Raw genomic sequence first — 20,192 nt, 5'->3', positions numbered from 1 at the left:
CCGCGGGCACCGGTGCGGAACACCGCGACGAAACCCGCACCGTCCCGGCGTTTCCCGGGCTCCCGCCGGGCAGGTTTCACCCGGCCGCTTCACGGTCAGCCGTGAGGTACCGATCGGATACCGGGAGGAAGCATGCCCATCGCACGCAAGGGCTGGGTGGTCCTCGACTGCCCCGACCCCCTCGCGCTCGCCCGCTTCTACGCCGGGCTGCTGGGCGGCGAGCCGAAGGTCGAGGAGAGCAACGACCGCTGGGTGGAGCTCACCACCGAGGACGGCTGGCGGCTGGCGTTCCAGCGGGCCGAGGGCTTTCAGCCGCCGCAGTGGCCCTCGGCCGAGCGCTCCCAGCAGATCCATCTCGATCTGTACGTCGACGCCGTGGAGGAGGCCGAACGGCAGACGCTGGCCCTGGGCGCCAAGGCCCTGGACACCGACGACGAGGGCGGCAAGCGCGGTTTCCGGGTGTACGCCGATCCGGCGGGCCACCCCTTCTGCCTCGTCCAGGGCTCGTTCGCCACCTGACACCGGCCGGCCACGGCCGGGCCGGTGCCCGGCATGCGTTTCAGCCGGCCGGCCCCTCCGGCCCGTCGGGCCCGTCCAGTTCGCCGATGGTGGCGTTGGACGGGCCGCGCCGGGAGCGGAGGTCGCGGGCGGCGTCCTCGGCGGCGCGCAGCGTGCGGACGGCGTTCCGCCAGGTCAGCTTGGCCAGGTCGGTCCGGGACCAGCCGCGGCGGAGGAGTTCCGCGATCAGGTTCGGGTAGCCGGCGACGTCCTCCAGGCCGGCCGGGGTGAAGGCGGTGCCGTCGTAGTCGCCGCCGATGCCGAGGTGGTCGACGCCGGCCGCCTCGCGCATGTGGTCGAGGTGATCGGCGACGTCCGCGGCGGTGGCGACCGGCCGCGGGTGCCGCTCCTCGTACATCCGCTGCACCCGCAGAGCGGCCTCGGTGGTGTCGAGCGGGTGCAGGCCGTGGGCCTTCATGTTCAGGTCGGCGGCCTGCGTCCACTCGATGGCCTCGGGCAGGACGAACTTCGGCACGAAGGTGACCATCGCGGTGCCGCCGTTGGCCGGCAGCGCTTCCAGCACGTCGTCGGGGATGTTGCGCGGGTGGTCGCAGACGGCGCGCGCGGAGGAGTGCGAGAAGAGGACGGGCGCCTCGGTGACGCGCAGCGCGTCGCGCATCGTGCCGGCGGAGACGTGGGAGAGGTCCACGAGCATCCCGCAGCGGTTCATCTCCCGGACGACCTCCTCCCCGAAGCGGCTCAGTCCGCCGATCCGCTTCTCGTCGGTGGCCGAGTCGGCCCAGGCGATGTTGTCGTTGTGGGTGAGCGTCATGTAGCGCACGCCCAGCCGGTGGAGGGAGCGGAGGGTTCCCAGCGAGCAGTTGATGCTGTGGCCGCCCTCGGCGCCCATGAGGGAGGCGATCCGGCCCTCGGCGCGGGCGGCCTCCATGTCGTCGGCGGTCAGGGCGCGCCGGAGGTCGCCGGGGTAGCGGTCGATGAGCCGGCCGACCACGTCGATCTGTTCGAGGGTGGCGCTGACCGCGCGGTCGCCGTCGTAGTCGGAGCGGACGTAGACCGACCAGAACTGCGCGCCGACGCCCCCCGCCCGCAGCCGGGCGAGGTCGGTGTGCAGATGCGCGCTCTGGTCGGCGGCGAGGTCGCGGCGGTCCAGATCGTAGAAGACCTGTTCGCGCAGGGCCCAGGGGAGGTCATTGTGGCCGTCGGCGACGGGGTGCTCCGCGAGGAGCGCGCGGGCCTCGGCGAGGTGGGCGTCAGGTGCCCGGTCATGATCGGTCATGACCTCATCCCTGCCCGCGCGCGGCGGGGGACGAATCAGCCCCCGAAGCCGAATCCCGCCGCTCCCCCGGTCCTGGCCCGCAGCCGCTTGCCCTTCTCGGTGGCCTGCTCCTTGAGCTTCTCCTGGAACGCGCGCATCCGCTCCATCAGGTCCGGGTCGTTGGCGGCGAGCATCCGTACGGCCAGCAGGCCCGCGTTGCGCGCGCCGGCCACGGAGACGGTCGCGACGGGGACCCCGGCCGGCATCTGCACGATGGAGAGCAGGCTGTCCATGCCGTCGAGGTGCTTCAGCGGGACGGGGACGCCGATGACCGGGAGCGGGGTGACGGAGGCCAGCATGCCCGGGAGGTGGGCGGCTCCGCCCGCGCCCGCGATGATCACCTTGAGGCCCCGGTCCGCGGCCCGCTCGCCGTAGGCGATCATCTCGTGCGGCATGCGGTGCGCGGAGACGACGTCGGCCTCGTGGGCGATCCCGAACTCGGCGAGGGCCTCGGCGGCGGCCTCCATCACCGGCCAGTCGGAGTCGGAGCCCATGACGATGCCGACGGCTGGGGCGGTGGCGCTCATTCGGTGATCGTCCCTCGGAGGTAGCCGGCGGCGTGCCGGGCGCGTTCGAGCACCTCGGCCAGGTCGTCGCCGTACGTGGTGACGTGGCCGACCTTGCGGCCGGGCTTCACGTCCTTGCCGTACATGTGGATCTTGAGTTGCGGGTCCCGGGCCATGCAGTGCAGATACGCGGCGTACATGTCGGGGTAGTCGCCGCCGAGGACGTTGACCATGACGGTCCAGGGCGCGCGGGGGCGCGGGTCCCCGAGCGGCAGGTCGAGCACGGCGCGGAGGTGGTTGGCGAACTGCGAGGTGACGGCGCCGTCCTGGGTCCAGTGGCCGGAGTTGTGGGGGCGCATGGCCAGTTCGTTGACCAGCAGCCGGCCGTCCCGGGTCTCGAACAGCTCCACGGCGAGGTGGCCGGTGACGTCCAGCTCCGCGGCGATGGCCAGCGCCATCCGCTGGGCCTCCGCGGACCGTTCCGCGGAGAGACCGGGCGCCGGCGCGATCACGGTGTCGCAGACCCCGTTCACCTGCCGCGACTCCACGACGGGATAGGCGACGGCCTGGCCGTGCGGGGAGCGGACGACGTTCGCGGCCAGCTCCCGGGCGAAGTCGACCATCTCCTCGGCCAGCACCGGGACGCCCGCCTTGAACGGATCGGCGGCCGCGGCCTCGTCCCGCACCACCCAGACGCCCTTGCCGTCGTAGCCGCCGCGGACGGTCTTGAGGACGACCGGGAAGCCGTCGCCCTCGGCGGCGAAGCGGGTGACGTCGGCGGGGTCGGTCACGATCCGGTGGCGCGGGCAGGGGATCCCGATCCGGTCCAGCCCGGCCCGCATCACGCCCTTGTCCTGGGCGTGGACCAGGGCACCGGGTCCGGGGCGCACGGGGATGCCGTCCGCCTCCAGCGCGCGCAGATGTTCGGTCGGGACGTGTTCGTGATCAAAGGTGATCACGTCGCAGCCCTGTGCGAACGCACGAAGGGTACCGAGGTCGCGGTAATCCCCCACGACCACGTCGTTCACGACCTGGGCCGCGGAGTCCTGCGGGGTGTCGCTGAACAGCTTGAACCTGATGCCGAGGGGGATGCCCGCCTCGTGGGTCATTCGGGCGAGCTGTCCGCCGCCGACCATGCCGACTACCGGGAATGTCACAGGGACCAGGGTATCCGCCCGCCGCCGCGCCTCCGCCGCCCGGTCCCTCGGACGATCCTCCATACCCGGCCCCACCCGCGGCGAGCCGGCGGGCCGGGAACCGCGCGCGGGACGCGGGAGGGCGTGGTTAGCATGATGTGGCCCGGCCGCCGGCGGGCCACCGCGGCCGCCCGGAGCCAGGCACCGACCGCCCACAGCCGCCCACAGGCCACCGCGGACCTCCGGGCCGCCGAACGACGGAGTCAGACCATTCCCATGACCGGAAGGCCGACGCTGCGCGGCCGCGTGCGGCGCGTGAGCCGGGAAGCGGCGAAGTTCGGGACCGTCGGAGCCGTCGGCACCCTCGTCAACTTCCTGGTGTTCAACCTCTGCGTGCACGGCTTCGGACTCGCCGTCGTCCGCTCCGGGGTCATCGCCACCGTCGCCGCCATCGCCACCAACTACCTGGGCAACCGGCACTGGACGTACCGCGCCCGGGACAAGGACGGGCAGAGCCGGGAGCTGGGACTGTTCGTGTTCTTCAGCGGCATCGGCCTGGTGATCGAGAACGGCATCCTGGCCCTCTCCCACTACGGGCTCGGCTACACCTCGACCCTGGCGGACAACATCGCGAAGAACGTCGTCGGGGTCGGCATCGCCTCGGTCTTCCGCTTCTGGTCGTACCGGACCTGGGTGTTCCGGAGACGCCCGGTGCGGGAGGCCGTCCCGGCCGGGAACCTTCCCGCGGAGGACACCCCCCGGCCCGGGGAGCCGCGGGGCTGAGCCCCGCCCCGGACCTCGTCCGTCCCGCGGCTCAGGCCCCTCCATACGCCTGATCCGCTTCGCGGCTCAGGAACAGCGCGAACACCGGCGGACGCTGCTGCAGCAGCTCCAGCCGCCCGCCGTCCGCTTCCGCCAGATCGCGGGCGACCGCCAGGCCGATGCCCGTGGAGTTGCGGCCGCTGACCGTCCGCTCGAACACCCTGGCGCCCAGGGCCGGGGAGACGCCCGGCCCCTCGTCCGCGACCTCGACGACGACCTGGTTGCCGGTGACCCGGGTGCGCAGGGCGACCGTTCCCGCACCGTGCATCAGCGAGTTCTCCACCAGGGTGGCGAGCACCTGGGAGACCGCGCCGGGGGTACCCACCGCCCGCAGTCCCTTCTTGCCCGAGCAGACCACCGCCCGCCCCGCGCTGCGATACGCCGGGCGCCACTCCTCCACCTGCTGTTTGACCACCTCGTCCAGATCGAAGGAGACGGCCGAGCCGCTGCGCGGGTCGCGGGAGTTGGTGAGCAGCCGCTGGACCACGTCGGTCAGCCGCTCCACCTGCCCGAGCGCTATGGCCGCCTCCTCCTTGGCCGTCTCCGGGTCGTCGGTGACCGAGATCTCCTCCAGCCGCATGGAGAGCGCGGTCAGCGGCGTGCGGAGCTGGTGGGAGGCGTCGGCCGCGAGGCGCCGTTCCGCGGTCAGCATGCGGCCGATGCGTTCGGCGCTGGCGTCGAGGACGTCCGCCACCCGGTCGAGTTCCGGGACGCCGTACCGCCGGTGGCGCGGCCGGGGGTCCCCGGAACCGAGCCGTTCCGCGGTGTCGGCGAGGTCGGTGAGCGGCGCCGTCAGCCGGCGGGCCTGCCAGAGGGCCAGCAGCAGGGCCGCCAGGACGGCGAGCAGGGAGACCCCGAGAATGATCAGGACGGCACGGCCGATCTCGTCCCCCACCACGGCGCCCGATTCCCGTACGGTGATCCGCTCCCCCATGTCACCGGTGACCCGTGCCTCGATGACCTCCCCGGAGGGATCGTCACCGATCTCCAGGTCGGGGGCGCCCTCCAGCTCCACCCGGGCGTAGCGGCCCGCCGCCACCTGCTCGCGCAGCACCTCGGAGCCGACCGGGTCACCGCCGGCCAGCCGCCCGTCCACCACGCTCATCAGCCGGACGGCGTCGGACTCCACGCTCTCCTGCGCCGCCTCCCGGATGGTGCGGGTCTCCACGAGGACGAGCGAGATCCCGAAGACGGCGATGACGACGAGGACCACGGCGAGTGTGGAGTTGATCAGACGACGGCGCACGGTGCCCTCCGGGGCGGGGGCTGGGCGGGGGTCTCGCGTGGTCCCGGGGACGGCCGCGCGGTCCCCGTCAGCTCTTCTCGAAACGGAATCCGACGCCGCGGACGGTCGCGATGTAGCGGGGGTTGGCGGCGTCGTCCCCCAGCTTCTTGCGGAGCCAGGAGATGTGCATGTCGAGGGTCTTGGTGGAGGACCACCAGGTGGTGTCCCACACCTCGCGCATCAGCTGGTCGCGGGTGACGACCCGGCCGGCGTCCCGTACCAGCACCCGCAGCAGGTCGAACTCCTTCGCGGTGAGCTGGAGTTCCTCCTCACCCATCCAGGCCCGGTGCGACTCGACGTCGATCCGGACGCCGTGGGCGGCCGACGGCTGCTGGGAGGGCTCGGCCACGCCGCGGCGCAGCAGGGCCCGTACCCGGGCGAGGAGTTCGGCGAGCCGGAAGGGCTTGGTGACGTAGTCGTCGGCGCCCGCGTCGAGGCCCACCACGGTGTCCACCTCGTCGGCGCGCGCGGTGAGCACCAGGATCGGGAAGGTGTGCCCCTCGGTGCGGAGACGGCGGGCCACCTCCAGCCCGTCCATGCCCGGCAGGCCCAGGTCGAGGACGAGGAGATCGACGGCGTCCCGCAGCCCGGCGGCGAGGGCGGCTGGCCCGTCCTCCCGCACCTCGACCTCGTATCCCTCGCGGCGCAGTGCGCGCGCGAGCGGCTCCGAGATGGACGCGTCGTCCTCGGCGAGCAGTACACGGGTCATGGAGTGATGGTAGTCCGCGGTACCGCGAGGCCGGGGGCGGTCCGGGGGACCGGGACCGGGACGGCCGGCGGGAGGAGGCGCGCTCCGCGCGGGCCGGGCTCCGCGCGGGCCGGGGCCCCGCTGTGTCCGGGGACACATGAACGCCTCCGCCCTGTGTGTGCTAAGTTGGCGGAGTTGCAGTTGTGGTACCCAAGAACGTGCGCGCCTGGGAAATTGTGATCCCGGGCGCTCTTTGTTTTGCCGGAGGCATGTCCGGACTGGGGCGAACATCTCAGCGACTCGGAGCGGCGCAGTGCCGCACCGCACGTCCCCCCATGAAGGAGAGCATGATGGCAACCGGCACCGTGAAGTGGTTCAACTCGGAGAAGGGCTTCGGCTTCCTGGAGCAGGACGGCGGCGGCCCCGACGTCTTCGCCCACTACTCCAACATCAACGCCCAGGGCTTCCGTGAGCTCATCGAGGGCCAGAAGGTCGAGTTCGACGTCACGCAGGGCCCCAAGGGCCCGCAGGCGGAGAACATCCGCGCTCTCTGATGCGCTGAGGACCACCGCGTATCTCACGGCAGGGGCCCGCACTCACCGGTGCGGGCCCCTTTCCGTGCCCCACCGAGCTCCCTGCCGCGGGGGCCGCGCCGCCCGGCGCCGCCCGTTCCGTACGCCGCCGAGCTCACCCGCAGCAGGAAGGCTTCCCCTATGCCCCGCCCCACCACCAGCGGTTCCGCCGCCTCCGGCAACGGTCCCGGCGACGGCTCCGGCACCGGATCCGGCCGCCGCGCTCCGCGCTCCCGCGGCCGCAGGCCGGCGAACACCCCGGGGAACGGCACGCGGACCGGTGGCCGGAAGGCCGCCGCCCCGGCGGCCCCGGCCGTCTCCACCGAGCCGGCGGCCCCCGCGGCCCCCGGGACTCCCCCGCGGCCGCCCGCCGCGACCTTCGCGGAGCTGCCGCTGAACCCGGCACTGCTCACCGCGCTCACGGCGAACGGCGTCACCGACCCGTTCCCCATCCAGTCCGCGACGCTGCCCGACTCGCTCGCCGGCCGGGACGTCCTCGGCCGCGGCCGGACCGGCTCCGGCAAGACGCTCGCCTTCGGCCTGCCGCTGCTGAGCCGCACCGCCGGCCGCCGGGCCGACGGGAAGCGGCCCCTCGCGCTCGTCCTCGTCCCCACCCGGGAGCTGGCGACCCAGGTCACCGACGCCCTGACCCCGTACGCGACGGCGCTCGGGCTGCGCATCACCACCGTCGTCGGCGGGATGTCGATCAACCGGCAGACGGAGGCGCTGCGCAAGGGCGCCGAGGTGCTCGTCGCCACTCCGGGCCGGCTCGCCGATCTGATCGACCGCCGCGCCTGCTCGCTCGGCGATGTCGCCGTCACCGTGCTCGACGAGGCCGACCAGATGACCGACATGGGCTTCCTGCCGCAGGTCACCCGGCTCATGGAGCAGGTGGCGCCGGACGGGCAGCGGATGCTGTTCTCGGCGACGCTGGACCGGAACGTGGACAAGCTGGTGCGCCGCTTCCTGGTCGATCCGGTGACCCACTCCGTGGATCCGTCGGCGGCCACCGTCACGGCCATGGAGCACCATGTGCTGCATGTCCAGGACACGGACAAGAAGGCCACGGTGACGGAGATCGCCGCGCGCGAGGGCCGCACGATCATGTTCGTGCACACCAAGCGCGGCGCCGACCGGCTCACCAAGCAGCTGCTGGCCGCCGGGGTCCGGGCCGTGGCCCTGCACGGCGGCAAGTCGCAGCCGCAGCGCACCCGGACCCTCGAGCAGTTCAGGACCGGTGAGGCCACGACGCTCATCGCCACGAACGTCGCGGCGCGCGGCATCCACATCGACGGGCTCGATCTCGTGGTCAACGTCGATCCGCCGACCGAGGCGAAGGACTACCTCCACCGCGGCGGCCGCACGGCCCGCGCCGGCGAGGCGGGCACCGTCGTCACCCTGGTCACCCCCGACCAGCGGCGGGACATGAGCAAGCTGATGACGGAGGCCCGGATCTCCCCCGGCACGGCGCGGGTGCGGCCCGGCGACCCGGAGCTGGTACGGATCACGGGCGCGCGCCCGCCGTCGGGCCGGGCCGTCGTCATCCAGGCCCCGGCCCAGCCGGCCGCCCCGGCCCGCAAGCGCGGGCCGCGCTCCGGCGGCGCCGGCCGCACCGGCGGGACGGGGGGCACCGCCGGCGCCCCGTACCGCGGCCGCAGCGGCGAGGGCCGCAGCCGGCGGCGGCATTCCGGCCGCGGCGGTGCCGGCGGCTCGGCGCGGCCGGTCGCCTGAGCGGCGGCCGTCCGCACCGCCGGTCGCCGGGGGCCGGTAGCCGGTGGCCGGTGGCCGGGGGCCGGGGGCACCGGGCGGTGCGCGGCCCCGTGCGGCGCCCCCCGGCGGGCTGCGGTACGCGACGAAAAGGCCCGGACCACCTCGGGTGGTACGGGCCTCGCGCTGTGTGCCGGAGTCACTGCGGAGCGGTCAGCTCCGCCCAGACGGTCTTGCCCACGCCATCGGGATTCCGTTCGACTCCCCAGTGCTTGCAGAGCCGCTGGACGATGAACATGCCGTGCCCGCCCGGACGGCCCGCGCGGTGCGGGGTGCGGGGCTCGGGAGAGCCCTCACCGCGGTCGTCGATCTCCAGCCGGAGCACTTTGCCGGCGCTGCCGAGCCGGAGTTCCTCCGGGCCCTCGGCGTGCAGGCAGGCGTTCGTCACCAGCTCCGAGACGACCAGCAGGACGTCCTCGGCGGCCGCCCGCTGCTCGGGTGAGCCGGCCGGCAGCCAGCCCCAGTCGTGGAGGGCCTGGCGGGTGAAGTCACGCGCGGTCGGAACAATGCCGCTGGCGCCTTCCAGGCGCAGCGTGCGGACCTGTCCGAAGCCGGATAGAGGGGTGGAGGCCGCATCGCCCGGATCCGGGCCATGATCGCCCGGCGAATACGGGCGAGTGGTGCTCATCAGCGCTTCACCTCACCGGTTCGCCGATAGACAGGTTATGGATACCCGACGCTCTCATCAGATTCAGCTGTCTCCTGCCCGACCTCTCCTGGGGAACACCCACTTATTCGAGATATTCGAATCGCGTGGTGTGACGCGCGTAACACTTCTCCCATGAATGAGGCGGGCAATGGAAGGGGGTTCAGTCGGTGGGCGAGTCGGCGAGCGCCTCCTCCACACTGTCGTGCACGGCGAACACCGCCTCGGCACCCGTGATCTCGAAGACCCTCGCCACGACGGGGAGCATTCCGGCCAGATGGACGGAGCCTCCGGCCTCCTCCGCCCTGAGTCGCGCACCGAGCAGGACGTTCAGGCCGGTCGAGTCGCAGAACTCCAGCTGGGAGCAGTCGACCACCAGACGGACCCGCCCCTGGTCGATGCATGCGTCGAGCGGCTCCCGCAGCACCTCGGCGGTGTGGTGATCGAGCTCACCCGCCGGTGTCACGACAGCGGTGGGGCCGTGGTGACGAACCTCGACATGCAGCCGGCCCTTGCTGGTACTGCCGACCATCCCGCGGTCCATGCGCACCCCTTCCGTTAATGGCGACGGCAGGGCGAAGACTACGCCTTCGATACATCGACTGGTAGTCGAACTTCCCCACGAAAAGCACAAATACGGACAATATGTCCTTGCTTTGGTCCCATGGAAGCGGGTAGGGCTAGAAGAGTCAGGTAGGCCCACGGTCGGCTCGGAGGCGCCGCACACCGCAGGAAGAGATCGGCTTCGGCAGCCGTACGCCGATGAAAGACGGAGGAACCATGTCACCCCAGCTCGACGAAGCGCATTCCGTGTACGACCCCCCGGCATACGGCCTCGTCCACGAGACATCCGGGATCGCGGCGGTCGCGACGGCGGCGGTGACCGGTACGGAGTTCGCCGCCGACTCCTCGCCCTCCCCCGCCCCGTACGCCCCCGCGACCGCCCTGCCCGGGCTCCCGGGGCAGCCCGGGTCCTCCGCGATCCCGTCCTCGCCGTACGCGACGGTGGGGCCGCTGGACGCGCGGAACCTGTCCAAGACGCTCTTCGCGCGACTGGAAGGGCTGGAGGAGGGCACCCACGAGCACGCGTACGTCCGCAGCACGCTCGTCGAGCTCAACCTCGCCCTGGTGAAATTCGCCGCGGGCCGGTTCCGCACCCGCAGCGAACCGATGGAGGACATCGTCCAGGTCGGCACCATCGGCCTGATCAAGGCGATCGACCGGTTCGAGCTCAGCCGCGGCGTGGAGTTCCCCACCTTCGCGATGCCGACGATCATCGGGGAGATCAAGCGGTTCTTCCGCGACACCAGCTGGTCCGTGCGGGTGCCCAGGCGGCTGCAGGAGCTGCGGCTCGACCTGGCCAAGGCGGGCGACGAGCTCGCGCAGAAGCTCGACCGGGCCCCCACGGTGGACGAACTCGCCGAGCGGCTGGACATCAGCAACGACGAAGTGGTCGAGGGCATGGCCGCGAGCAACGCCTACACCGCGAGCTCGCTGGACGCCCAGCCCGAGGAGGACGACACCGAGGGCACCCTGGCCGACCGCATCGGCTACGAGGACCACGGCATCGAGGGCATCGAGTACATCGAGTCGCTCAAGCCGCTGATCGCCGAACTTCCGGCGCGCGACCGGGAGATCCTCTCCCTGCGCTTCACGGCCAATATGACGCAGTCCGAGATCGGCGAGGAGCTCGGCATCTCGCAGATGCACGTCTCCCGGCTGCTGTCCCGCACCCTGGGCCGGCTCCGCCAGGGGCTGATGGTCGAGGAGTGACCCGGCCGCGGGCCGGCCGCCCCGGTCCGGCCGTGAGGTCCTTCGCCGCGAGGTCCTTTCGCCGTGAGGTCCCTCCGCCCCGCCCACTCCGCTCCGCCCCGCCGCCGCGTTCCGGCGCTGCCCGAGCCGTGCGGTCTCATCGTGAAGGGTTCGTCCCCGCCCGGGGCCGGGCCCTTCGGCATGACGGGCCCGGAGCCGGGCGCGGAAGCGTACGCGGCCGCCGGCGGTGGCGCGGGTCAGTGGACCCGCTCGCCGCGCCGCCAGACCGCGGAGACCAGCGGGACGCCAGGCCGGTAGGCCAGATGCACCGGTGACGGCGCGTCCAGCAGCACCAGATCGGCCCGCGCGCCCGGGGCGATCCGGCCGACGTCGGTGCGGCGCAGCGCCGCGGCGCCGCCGGCCGTCGCCGCCCACAGCGCCTCGTCGGGCGTCATGCCCATGTCCCGAACGGCCAGCGCGATGCAGAACGGCATCGAACTGGTGAAGGAGGAGCCGGGGTTGCAGTCCGTGGAGAGCGCGACGGTGGCGCCCGCGTCCAGCAGCCGGCGCGCGTCCGGCCAGGGGGCGCGGGTGGAGAACTCCGCGCCGGGCAGCAGGGTCGCCACCGTCCCGCCCTGCGCCAGGGCGTCCACGTCCTCGTCGGTGAGGTGCGTGCAGTGGTCGGCGGAGGCGGCCCCCAGTTCGACGGCGAGGCGCACCCCGGGGCCGTGGGAGAGCTGGTTGGCGTGGACGCGGGGGACGAGGCCGCGGGCCGCGCCGGCGGTGAGGACCGCGCGGGCCTGCTCGCCGTCGAAGGCTCCCCGCTCGCAGAAGACGTCGATCCAGCGGGCGTGCGGGGCGCAGGCGTCGAGCATCGGCCCGGTGACGAGGCCGACGTACCCGGCCGGGTCCTCCGCGTACTCCGGCGGCACGATGTGCGCGCCGAGGAAGGTGACCTCGTCGGTGTGGGCGGCGGCGATCCGCAGCGCGCGGGCCTCCTCGCCGGTGGTCAGCCCGTAGCCGGACTTGGTCTCGATGACGGTGGTGCCCTGGCGGAGGGCTTCGGCCACGTAGCGGGCGACGTTCGCGTGCAGGCGCTCGTCGGTCGCGGCGCGGGTGGCGGCGACGGTGGTGCGGATGCCCCCGGCGGCGTAAGGGCGGCCGGACATACGGGCGTTGAACTCCTCGGTGCGGTCGCCGTCGAACACCAGATGGGAGTGGGAGTCCACGAAGCCGGGAATGACGGCGCGGCCGGCGGCGTCCACGCGGACGTCGGCGGCAGGTGCCCGGCGGGACGGTCCGGCCCAGGCGACGCGTCCGCCGTCGAGGACCACGGCGGCGTCGCGCACCAGTCCGAGCGGGCCCTCCCCGGCGGCGGGGTCGTTGGTGACGAGCACGGCGATGCCCGTGACGGCGGTGCTGCCGGTTCCGGCGGCACCGCGGGCCGGCGTCGTCCCGGCGCCTCGCGGGCCGTGCTGTCCCCGCGGTTCCCGGGGGCCGTCCGCTCCGGCGGTTCCGCTTCCCGTTCCGGTCCGGCTCATGGTGTCTCCTCGTCCCCGTCCAGCAGCGCGGTCACGGACTCCGCCAGCGCCCGCGGTACATCGTCCACGAGCAGGTGGACGCCGTCGCGGACGATCTCGCGGCCGCCGACGACGGTGTGGCGGATGTCCGCGGCCGTCGCGGCGAAGACCGCGGTCTCCGCGGCCAGCCGCGGTGGCGGACCGGCCGTGCGGACGGTGTCCAGGGCGACGGTGGTGAGATCGGCGAGCGCCCCCGGTGCGATGCGGCCGGCCTCGGGCCAGCCCAGGGCGGCGTGGCCGCCGGCGGTGGCGGCGCGCAGCAGCGCTGCCGCGGTCCAGTGGCCGCGGGTGCCGGAGGTGAGGCGTTCGTCGAGCTCCACGGCCCGGGCCTCCTCCAGCAGGTCGACGACCGCGTGGCTGTCGCTGCCGAGGGAGAGCGGGCTGCCCGCCTCGCGCAGCCGGACCGCCGGTCCGACGCCGTCGGCCAGATCGCGCTCCGTGGTGGGGCACATGCACACACCCGTGCGGCTGCCGCCGAGGAGGCCGATGTCGCCGGCGGTGAGATGGGTCGCGTGGACGGCGGTGGTGTCCGGGCCGAGGACACCGTGGTCCGCGAGCAGCCGGGCGGGCGTGCACCCGTGGGCGCGGCGGCAGGCGTCGTTCTCGGCCGTCTGTTCGGAGAGATGGACGTGGAGCGGCGCCCCGCGCTCCCGTGCCCAGGCGGCGACCACGGGCAGCTCCGCCGCCGGGACGGCGCGTACGGAGTGGACCGCCGCCCCGATCCGGGCGTGGCCCGCGGGCTTGAGGGCCGCGGCGCGCTCCGCCCACGCCTCGGCGGTGCCGTCGCCGAAGCGCAGCTGGAGCCCTTCGAGGGGGGTGCCGGTGCGGCCCGCGCCTCCCGTGCCCCCGGGGAAGCCCGCCGCCAGGTAGGCGGTGTCGAGGAGGGTGAGGCGGATGCCCGCGTCGGCCGCGGCGGCGATCAGGGCCTCGCCCATGGCGTTGGGTTCGGCGTAACGGGTGCCGCCGGGGGCGTGGTGGAGGTAGTGGAACTCCCCGGCGCAGGTGATGCCGGCCAGGGCCATCTCGGCGTACACGGCGCGGGCGAGGGCGTGGTAACTGTCGGGCGTGAGACGGGTGGCGGCCCGGTACATGACCTCGCGCCAGGCCCAGAAGGAGCGCGGCGCCCCGCCGTCCCGGGAGCCGTTCTCCGGGCCGGAGCCGGTCTGGGTCCGGCCGCGCAGGGCGCGGTGGAAGGCGTGCGAGTGGGTGTTGGCCAGGCCGGGGAGGGTCAGCCCGCGCAGCACCACGGCCCCGGGCGGCGGCTGCGGAGTACCGGCCGGGGCGGTGACCGGGCCGGTGGCGGGGCCGGTGGCGGGGCCGGGCGCGCCGTTGCCGCGCCCGACCGCGGCGATGCGTCCGTCCGTGCCCGCCGTGATGGTGACGCCGGGTGCGACGGCGCCGTCGAGCCAGGCGTACTCCGCCCAGTAGGTCAGCGGCACGCCAGTCCTTCCAGTACGTCGGCGAGTGCGATGACTCCGGCGAGGCAGTCGTCCTCGCCCGCCGTCTCGGCCGGCGAGTGCGAGACGCCGGTCGGGTTCCGTACGAACAGCATGGCGGCCGGCACGTCGGCGGAGAGGATGCCGGCGTCGTGTCCCGCGCCGGTGGGCAGCACGCGGGCACCGCCGAGGAGGGCGGCGACCCGGTCGCGCAGCGCGTGTTCGAACTCGACGACGGGGGTGAACGATTCGCGGGTGACGTGGACCGTCACGCCGTCGAGCTCCGCACGCTCGGCGGCCGCGCGTTCGATCGCGGTGACGACGGCGGCGAGGGTCTCCTCGTCGGCGGCGCGGGAGTCGAGCCAGCCGCGCACCAGGGAGGCGATGGCGTTGACGCCGTTCGGTTCGACGGCGGTCTTGCCGAAGGTGGCCAGCGCTCCCGCGCGCGCCGCCTGTTCGCGGGCGGCGAGCACCGTGTGGGCGTAGGTGAGCATCGGGTCGCGCCGGTCGGCGAGGAGGGTGGTGCCCGCGTGGTTGGCCTCGCCGCGGAAGTCGAAGCGCCAGCGGCCGTGCGGCCAGATGGCGGAGGCCACGCCGACGGCGTCGCCGGTACGGGCCAGCGTGCGGCCCTGTTCGATGTGGAGCTCCACGAACGCGCCGATACGGGACAGGCGTTCGGGGTCGGGGCCGATGCCTTCCGGGTCGTGTCCGGCCCGCTCCATGGCCCGGGCGAGCGTGGTGCCGTCGGCGTCACGGAGTTCCCGGGCCGCCGAGGGCGTGAGTTTCCCCGTGGTGAGGCGGGAGCCGGCGCAGGCCAGGCCGAAGCGGGCGCCCTCCTCGTCGGCGAAGTTGGCGATCGCCAGCGGCCTGGCGGGCCGGGCGCCGCGGGTGAGGAGTTCGTCCAGGGCGGCGAAGGCGGAGACGACGCCGAGCGGTCCGTCGAAGGCGCCGCCGTCCGGTACGGAGTCCAGGTGCGAGCCGGTGACGACGGCGCTCCCGGGCGCGACGTCCGCGGGTGAGGCGGCGCCGAGCCAGGCCCACTGGTTGCCGTTGCGGTCGGTCTCGCAGACGAGCCCGCGGGCGCGCGCCTGCCCGGCGAACCAGGCGCGGCAGTCGGCGTCGGCGGCCGTCCAGGCGTGCCGGCGGTAGCCGCCGGTGGCGGAGTGCCGGCCGATGGGGGCGAGATCCCGCCACATCTCGGGGAAGGAGGCGCCGCGGGTCCAGCGGGCGGTGCCGGCCGCGGCCGTCATCGGGGCTCCTCCCCTTCCCGCATCGGGATGCGGACGCCGCGCTCGGCGGCGATCTCCTCGGCGCGCTCGTACCCGGCGTCGGCATGGCGGATGACGCCCATGCCGGGATCGTTGGTGAGCACCCGCCGGATCTTCTCCCCGGCGAGCGGGGTGCCGTCGGCGACGGTGACCTGCCCGGCGTGGAGGGAGCGGCCCATGCCGACCCCGCCGCCGTGGTGGAGGGAGACCCACGAGGCGCCGGAGGCGACGTTCACCATGGCGTTGAGCAGCGGCCAGTCGGCGATGGCGTCGGAGCCGTCGCGCATGGCCTCGGTCTCGCGGTACGGGGAGGCGACGGAGCCGCAGTCGAGGTGGTCGCGGCCGATGACGACCGGCGCGGCCAGTTCGCCGGCGGCGACCATGTCGTTGAAGCGCTCCCCCGCCTTGTCGCGCTCGCCGTAGCCGAGCCAGCAGATCCGGGCGGGCAGGCCCTGGTAGTGCACGCGCTCCCCGGCGAGGCGGATCCAGCGGGCCAGGGACTCGTTCTCCGGGAAGAGGTCGAGGACGGCGCGGTCGGTGGCCGCGATGTCGCGGGGGTCACCGGAGAGCGCGGCCCAGCGGAAGGGTCCCTTCCCCTCGGCGAAGAGCGGGCGGATATAGGCGGGGACGAAACCGGGAAAGTCGAACGCCCGCCCGTATCCCGCGAGTCGCGCCTCGCCGCGGATGGAGTTGCCGTAGTCGAACACCTCGGCGCCCGCGTCCTGGAAACCGACCATGGCCTCGACGTGCCGGGCCATGGACTCGCGGGCGCGGGCGGTGAAGTCGGCCGGCTTCTCGGCGGCGTACGCGGCCATGTCGTCGAAGGCGACACCGAGCGGGAGGTAGCTGAGCGGGTCGTGGGCGCTGGTCTGGTCGGTGACGATGTCGATGGGCGCACTCTCGGCGAGCATCCGGGGCAGCACCTCGGCGGCGTTGCCGAGCAGGCCGATGGAGAGCGGCGCGCGCCGGTCGCGGGCGTCGACGGCGAGCCGGAGGGCGTGTTCGAAACTGTCGGCCCGGACGTCGAGATAGCGGTGCGCGATCCGGCGTTCGATGGCGCGGGGATCGCAGTCGACGCAGATCGCGACGCCGCCGTTCATGGTGACGGCCAGCGGCTGGGCGCCGCCCATCCCGCCGAGGCCGGCAGTGAGGGTGATGGTGCCGGCGAGGCTGCCGTCGCCCCGCCCCCGGGCGGCGAGCTTCGCGGCGACGGCGGCGAAGGTCTCGTAGGTGCCCTGGAGGATGCCCTGGGTGCCGATGTAGATCCAGGAACCGGCCGTCATCTGGCCGTACATGGTGAGGCCGAGGGCCTCCAGGCGGCGGAACTCCTCCCAGGTGGCCCAGTCGCCCACGAGGTTGCTGTTGGCGATCAGCACGCGCGGGGCCCACTCGTGGGTGCGCATCACGCCGACGGGGCGGCCGGACTGGACGAGCATCGTCTCGTCCTGCTCCAGCGTGCGCAGCGTGCGGACCATGGCGTCGAACGAGTCCCAGTCGCGGGCCGCCTTGCCGGTGCCGCCGTAGACGACGAGCCGGTCCGGATGCTCGGCGACCTCCGGGTCGAGGTTGTTCTGCAGCATCCGCAGGGCGGCCTCCTGCGGCCATCCCCGAGCGCTCAGCTCCGTACCGCGCGGTGCGCGCACGGGTCGCGGTCCCGCCATGGGCCTGCCTCCCTGCTGGGCTTCCGCCCCGACTGGATTGATTCATTCACATACTCACGTCATGAATATAAGTAGTCAACAGCGGGTGGGCATCCGGCCGCGGTCCCCCCGGGTGAGCGAACGGCCGGCGACGAGCGCCCACCGGACGCGTACCCGGACGCACGCCCCCGGGCACGCGCCGGCACACACCCCCAGCAGGGCGCCGTCGGGCCGGTACTGGGCAGGGAGCCGCCGCGGGTGGTGGAGTGGTGCCATGGCCTCCAGTGACACCACCGGAACGGCGGCGGGCGGAGAGCGGTACGAGCAGCCCCCGCACGAGGAGCCACGTGGAACGGCGGACGCCGCCCCGCGCGGCGCAGCACCGGGCCGCGCCGGACGGTCCCCCGCCGAGGAGGCGGCCGCCGGGACCGCCGCGCGCCGGGACCGGGCCGTGCGCGCCGCCGTGCTGCACGGTCTGGTCGGGCCGGGCCACCCCGTCGTCGGGCTGCTGGACGTGGCCGGCATCCGGGCCTCGGCCGCCGGGCTGCGCGCCGCCTTCGAGGAGGTCACCGCGCCCGGCACCCCGGTGCTGCACGCGTTCGCCGTCAAGGCCGCCTCCTTGGTGCCCGTGCTGGCGCTGCTCGCCGACGAGGGCCTGGGCTGCGAGGTGGCGAGCCCCGGCGAGCTGGCGCTGGCCCGCGCGGCCGGGGTGCCGCCCTCCCGGATCGTCCTCGACTCGCCCGCCAAGTCGGTCGCCGAACTCCGCGAGGCGCTGGCGCTCGGGGTCGCCGTCAACGCCGACAACGCGGAGGAACTGGCCCGCATCGACGCCCTCGTTCACGGGGCACCGGTCTCCTCGCCCCTCGGGCTGCGGGTGAACCCGCAGGTCGGCGGCGGCAGTATCGAGGCGCTGTCCACCGCCACGGAGACCTCCAAGTTCGGCGTCCCGCTCCGCGACGAGGGCGCCCGCGCCTGGCTCGTCCGCGCGTTCCTCGACCGTCCGTGGCTGACGCGCCTGCACGCCCATGTCGGCTCGCAGGGCATCCCGCCGGAGCTGATGGCCCGGGGGGTGCGGGAGATCTACGAGCTGGCGGAGGAGATCAACGACGAGGCCGGGCAGCGGCGGATCACCACCCTGGACATCGGCGGCGGCCTCTCCGTCAACTTCGGCTCGGACCACGAGCACCCCACCCACCGGGACTACGCGCACGCCCTGCGGCGTGCCGTACCCGGCCTCTTCGACGGGCGGTACGGACTGGTCACCGAGTTCGGCCGGTCCCTGCTCGCCAAGCACGGCACCGTCCTGGCCCGGGTGGAGTACACCAAGACGGCCGCCGGCCGGCCCATCGCCGTCACCCACGCCGGCGCCCAGCTCGCCACCCGCACGGTCTTCGCGCCGGCCTCCTGGCCTCTGCGGGTCGCCGCGTTCGACGCGGAGGGGCGGCCGAAGACCGGGACGGCGGTCGAACAGGACATCGCGGGCCCGTGCTGCTTCGCCGGCGACCTGGTCGCCCGGGGACGTCCGCTGCCGCGGCTGGAGAGCGGCGATCTGGCCGCTCTGCTCGACACCGGCGCGTACTACTTCTCCAACCACTTCGCGTACAACAGCCTGCCGCGGCCCGCCGTCCACGGCTTTCTGTGCACGCCCTCGGAGGTGTGTTTCGCCCTCGTGCGCCCGGCCCAGACGCTCGACGAGATCGTGGCCGAGAGCGGCGGCGACCGGCCCGGCGCACTGACGGCCCTGCCGCCCTGACGCGCTGCCGCACCGACGGCGCCGCCGCACACCCGCACACCCGCACACCCGCACGGACTCCGGTACGGCGGATGAGATCGGCGCCGGAGCGGGTAGTCCCTGTCCCATGCAGAGTTCCGGCCCGCCCGCGGGGCAGCCCGCCCCGCCGCCGCCCGGTCCGGCGGACGGCACCGCACCCCTCAGAAGGGTGCTCGGACCCAGGCTGCTGATCCTGTTCGTGGTCGGCGACATCCTGGGCACCGGCATCTACGCCACCACCGGCAAGGTCGCCGGCAAGATCGGCGGCGCGCTCTGGCTGCCGTTCGTGATCGGCTTCGTCCTCGCCCTGCTGACGGCCGCCTCGTACGCCGAACTGGTGGGCAAGTACCCGAAGGCCGCGGGGGCCGCCCTCTACACCCAGAAGGCGTTCAAGGTCCCCTTCCTGACCTTCATCGTCGCCTTCATGGTGATGTCCTCGGGCCTGTCCTCGGCGAGCGCGGCGGCCCGGGCCTTCAGCGGCGACTACATGAGCGAGTTCGCCGACGTGCCGCCGTCACTGGTCGCGGTGCTCTTCGTCCTGGCGCTGGCGGCGCTGAACCTGCGCGGCGTCTCGGAGTCCGTGAAGGCCAACGTCGTGCTGACGCTGGTGGAGCTGAGCGGCCTGCTTGTGATCATAGGGATCGGGGCGTACGCCGTGCTGTCGGGCGGCGGGGAGCCCTCCCGGCTGGGCGAGTTCGAGGCCGAGGGCACCGGCTTCGCCCTGATGACGAGCGTGCTGGGGGCGACCGCGCTCGGCTTCTTCGCCTTCGTCGGCTTCGAGGACTCCGTCAACATGGCGGAGGAGACCAGGAACCCGGTCCGCACCTTTCCCCGGGCGCTCTTCATCGGCGTCGCCGTCACCGGCACCATCTACGTGCTCGTGGCCCTCATCTCCTCACTGCTCGTCGACTACCGCGTCCTGGAGGGCTCCACGGGACCGCTGCTGGAGGTGGTGAAGGCGGGCGGGGTCGACTTCCCGCCCGAACTCTTCGCGCTGATCGCCCTGTTCGCCGTCACCAACTCGGCACTGATCAACATGATGATGGCCTCGCGGCTGGTCTACGGAATGGCCAACGAGCGCATCCTGCCGCGGGCCATGGGACGGGTACTGCCGATCCGCCGGACCCCCGTCACCGGAATCGCCTTCACCACCCTGCTCACCCTCGGGCTGGTGTCCACGGGCGAGATCGAGGGCCTGGGCGACACCACCGCGTTCCTGTTGCTGTGCGTCTTCGCCTTGGTCAACATCTCGGTGCTGGTGCTCCGCCGGGACCGGGTGGGGCACCGGCACTTCCGCACGCCGACGGCACTGCCCGTCGTGGGCGCCGTCACCGCGCTGCTGCTGGCCGGCCCGCTCGCCGACCGGGCGGCCGATGTCTACGTCCGCGCCGGCGTGCTGCTGCTGATCGGGATCGCCCTGTGGGCCGTCAACCGGCTGGTGCTGCGGGCCCGCCCGGAGTGACGCCGGGCGGGACGGCCATCCGGGCCG

Annotated in this window: 18 protein-coding genes; 7 read left to right on the top strand and 11 right to left on the bottom strand. The window is 73.8% G+C overall.

Translation table 11 applies throughout. From position 1 onward, the window contains the following. The first annotated feature begins 132 nt into the window (after positions 1-132). Positions 133-519 (top strand): VOC family protein, encoded by a 387-nt coding sequence (locus tag KBZ10_RS22270; protein WP_210989467.1) that lies wholly within the window; start codon positions 133-135, stop codon positions 517-519. Positions 520-559: 40 nt separating this feature from the next. Here KBZ10_RS22270 and KBZ10_RS22265 read toward each other — a convergent pair whose 3' ends face one another. The 3 genes from KBZ10_RS22265 to KBZ10_RS22255 are packed head-to-tail and all read right to left on the bottom strand — an operon-like array spanning position 560 to position 3,497. Continuing rightward, positions 560-1,795, bottom strand: coding sequence for a dipeptidase (locus KBZ10_RS22265; protein WP_210989466.1), 1,236 nt, complete (start codon positions 1,793-1,795; stop codon positions 560-562). A 35-nt stretch (positions 1,796-1,830) separates the two neighbouring features. Continuing rightward, complete coding sequence (gene purE / locus KBZ10_RS22260; protein WP_210989465.1) at positions 1,831-2,361, bottom strand: 5-(carboxyamino)imidazole ribonucleotide mutase; 531 nt, start codon at positions 2,359-2,361, stop codon at positions 1,831-1,833. Next, entirely contained in the window at positions 2,358-3,497 is a 1,140-nt protein-coding gene (locus KBZ10_RS22255) for a 5-(carboxyamino)imidazole ribonucleotide synthase (RefSeq protein WP_307847559.1), read from the bottom strand. Before KBZ10_RS22255 ends, purE begins: the two co-directional genes overlap by 4 nt. Before the next feature lie 255 nt (positions 3,498-3,752). On the opposite strand from KBZ10_RS22255, the gene KBZ10_RS22250 reads away from it, so the two are divergent. Beyond that, on the top strand, positions 3,753-4,259 hold the full coding sequence (locus KBZ10_RS22250; protein ID WP_210989463.1) for a GtrA family protein: 507 nt from the start codon (positions 3,753-3,755) through the stop codon (positions 4,257-4,259). Between the two features lie 31 nt (positions 4,260-4,290). Here KBZ10_RS22250 and KBZ10_RS22245 read toward each other — a convergent pair whose 3' ends face one another. Both KBZ10_RS22245 and KBZ10_RS22240 read right to left on the bottom strand, forming a co-directional pair. Next, positions 4,291-5,544, bottom strand: a complete 1,254-nt coding sequence (locus KBZ10_RS22245) for an ATP-binding protein (RefSeq protein ID WP_210989462.1) — start codon at positions 5,542-5,544, stop codon at positions 4,291-4,293. Between the two features lie 67 nt (positions 5,545-5,611). Then, the gene (locus KBZ10_RS22240; protein WP_210989461.1) at positions 5,612-6,292 is read right to left on the bottom strand and encodes a response regulator transcription factor; all 681 of its coding nucleotides are present in this window, start codon (positions 6,290-6,292) and stop codon (positions 5,612-5,614) included. Positions 6,293-6,621: 329 nt separating this feature from the next. Between KBZ10_RS22240 and KBZ10_RS22235 the strand changes: the two genes are divergently transcribed. Together KBZ10_RS22235 and KBZ10_RS22230 are read left to right on the top strand one after the other, a co-directional pair. Then, positions 6,622-6,825, top strand: a complete 204-nt coding sequence (locus tag KBZ10_RS22235) for a cold-shock protein (RefSeq protein WP_210989460.1) — start codon at positions 6,622-6,624, stop codon at positions 6,823-6,825. Positions 6,826-6,984: 159 nt separating this feature from the next. Continuing rightward, positions 6,985-8,574 (top strand): DEAD/DEAH box helicase, encoded by a 1,590-nt coding sequence (locus KBZ10_RS22230; RefSeq protein ID WP_210989459.1) that lies wholly within the window; start codon positions 6,985-6,987, stop codon positions 8,572-8,574. 175 nt (positions 8,575-8,749) lie between these two features. On the opposite strand, the gene KBZ10_RS22225 is transcribed toward KBZ10_RS22230, so the two are convergent. Together KBZ10_RS22225 and KBZ10_RS22220 are read right to left on the bottom strand one after the other, a co-directional pair. Then, the gene (locus KBZ10_RS22225; protein WP_210989458.1) at positions 8,750-9,238 is read right to left on the bottom strand and encodes an ATP-binding protein; all 489 of its coding nucleotides are present in this window, start codon (positions 9,236-9,238) and stop codon (positions 8,750-8,752) included. A gap of 181 nt (positions 9,239-9,419) precedes the next feature. Beyond that, positions 9,420-9,800, bottom strand: a complete 381-nt coding sequence (locus tag KBZ10_RS22220) for an STAS domain-containing protein (protein WP_210989457.1) — start codon at positions 9,798-9,800, stop codon at positions 9,420-9,422. Positions 9,801-10,036: 236 nt separating this feature from the next. On the opposite strand from KBZ10_RS22220, the gene KBZ10_RS22215 reads away from it, so the two are divergent. Next, positions 10,037-11,029 carry an RNA polymerase sigma factor SigF gene (locus tag KBZ10_RS22215; RefSeq protein WP_247702790.1) on the top strand — a complete coding sequence of 331 codons (993 nt, stop codon included), beginning with the start codon at positions 10,037-10,039 and terminating at the stop codon, positions 11,027-11,029. 236 nt (positions 11,030-11,265) lie between these two features. Here KBZ10_RS22215 and hutI read toward each other — a convergent pair whose 3' ends face one another. Genes hutI through hutU form a run of 4 tightly spaced genes read right to left on the bottom strand, consistent with a single transcriptional unit; the run spans position 11,266 to position 16,953 of the window. Further along, positions 11,266-12,549 carry an imidazolonepropionase gene (gene hutI / locus KBZ10_RS22210; RefSeq protein ID WP_210989456.1) on the bottom strand — a complete coding sequence of 428 codons (1,284 nt, stop codon included), beginning with the start codon at positions 12,547-12,549 and terminating at the stop codon, positions 11,266-11,268. After that, positions 12,546-14,027, bottom strand: a complete 1,482-nt coding sequence (locus tag KBZ10_RS22205) for a formimidoylglutamate deiminase (RefSeq protein WP_210989455.1) — start codon at positions 14,025-14,027, stop codon at positions 12,546-12,548. Before KBZ10_RS22205 ends, hutI begins: the two co-directional genes overlap by 4 nt. After that, positions 14,018-15,274, bottom strand: a complete 1,257-nt coding sequence (locus KBZ10_RS22200; protein WP_247702789.1) for an allantoate amidohydrolase — start codon at positions 15,272-15,274, stop codon at positions 14,018-14,020. The genes KBZ10_RS22205 and KBZ10_RS22200 overlap by 10 nt, the downstream gene beginning before the upstream one ends. Then, positions 15,271-16,953 (bottom strand): urocanate hydratase, encoded by a 1,683-nt coding sequence (gene hutU, locus KBZ10_RS22195; protein WP_210989454.1) that lies wholly within the window; start codon positions 16,951-16,953, stop codon positions 15,271-15,273. The genes KBZ10_RS22200 and hutU overlap by 4 nt, the downstream gene beginning before the upstream one ends. Before the next feature lie 253 nt (positions 16,954-17,206). Here hutU and KBZ10_RS22190 point away from each other — a divergent pair, with 253 nt between their 5' ends. After that, positions 17,207-18,685 (top strand): diaminopimelate decarboxylase, encoded by a 1,479-nt coding sequence (locus KBZ10_RS22190; RefSeq protein ID WP_210989453.1) that lies wholly within the window; start codon positions 17,207-17,209, stop codon positions 18,683-18,685. Between the two features lie 106 nt (positions 18,686-18,791). After that, on the top strand, positions 18,792-20,165 hold the full coding sequence (locus KBZ10_RS22185) for an APC family permease (protein ID WP_210989452.1): 1,374 nt from the start codon (positions 18,792-18,794) through the stop codon (positions 20,163-20,165). The last annotated feature ends 27 nt before the right edge of the window (positions 20,166-20,192 follow it).

Source organism: Streptomyces sp. F63 (assembly GCF_018070345.1).
Taxonomy (GTDB): Bacteria; Actinomycetota; Actinomycetes; order Streptomycetales; family Streptomycetaceae; genus Streptomyces.
The sequence above is the reverse complement of the archived record's forward strand: the minus strand, read 5'-3'. Positions and strand labels throughout refer to the sequence as shown.

Bases quoted from the DNA above. Each gene is read 5' to 3' on its own strand.
- KBZ10_RS22270 (WP_210989467.1), top strand. From the start codon at position 133: ATGCCCATCGCACGCAAGGGCTGGGTGGTCCTCGACTGCCCCGACCCC.
- KBZ10_RS22265 (WP_210989466.1), bottom strand. From the start codon at position 1,795: ATGACCGATCATGACCGGGCACCTGACGCCCACCTCGCCGAGGCCCGC.
- purE (WP_210989465.1), bottom strand. From the start codon at position 2,361: ATGAGCGCCACCGCCCCAGCCGTCGGCATCGTCATGGGCTCCGACTCC.
- KBZ10_RS22250 (WP_210989463.1), top strand. From the start codon at position 3,753: ATGACCGGAAGGCCGACGCTGCGCGGCCGCGTGCGGCGCGTGAGCCGG.
- KBZ10_RS22240 (WP_210989461.1), bottom strand. From the start codon at position 6,292: ATGACCCGTGTACTGCTCGCCGAGGACGACGCGTCCATCTCGGAGCCG.
- KBZ10_RS22235 (WP_210989460.1), top strand. From the start codon at position 6,622: ATGGCAACCGGCACCGTGAAGTGGTTCAACTCGGAGAAGGGCTTCGGC.
- KBZ10_RS22230 (WP_210989459.1), top strand. From the start codon at position 6,985: ATGCCCCGCCCCACCACCAGCGGTTCCGCCGCCTCCGGCAACGGTCCC.
- KBZ10_RS22225 (WP_210989458.1), bottom strand. From the start codon at position 9,238: ATGAGCACCACTCGCCCGTATTCGCCGGGCGATCATGGCCCGGATCCG.
- KBZ10_RS22220 (WP_210989457.1), bottom strand. From the start codon at position 9,800: ATGGACCGCGGGATGGTCGGCAGTACCAGCAAGGGCCGGCTGCATGTC.
- KBZ10_RS22215 (WP_247702790.1), top strand. From the start codon at position 10,037: ATGTCACCCCAGCTCGACGAAGCGCATTCCGTGTACGACCCCCCGGCA.
- hutI (WP_210989456.1), bottom strand. From the start codon at position 12,549: ATGAGCCGGACCGGAACGGGAAGCGGAACCGCCGGAGCGGACGGCCCC.
- KBZ10_RS22200 (WP_247702789.1), bottom strand. From the start codon at position 15,274: ATGACGGCCGCGGCCGGCACCGCCCGCTGGACCCGCGGCGCCTCCTTC.
- hutU (WP_210989454.1), bottom strand. From the start codon at position 16,953: ATGGCGGGACCGCGACCCGTGCGCGCACCGCGCGGTACGGAGCTGAGC.
- KBZ10_RS22190 (WP_210989453.1), top strand. From the start codon at position 17,207: ATGGCCTCCAGTGACACCACCGGAACGGCGGCGGGCGGAGAGCGGTAC.
- KBZ10_RS22185 (WP_210989452.1), top strand. From the start codon at position 18,792: ATGCAGAGTTCCGGCCCGCCCGCGGGGCAGCCCGCCCCGCCGCCGCCC.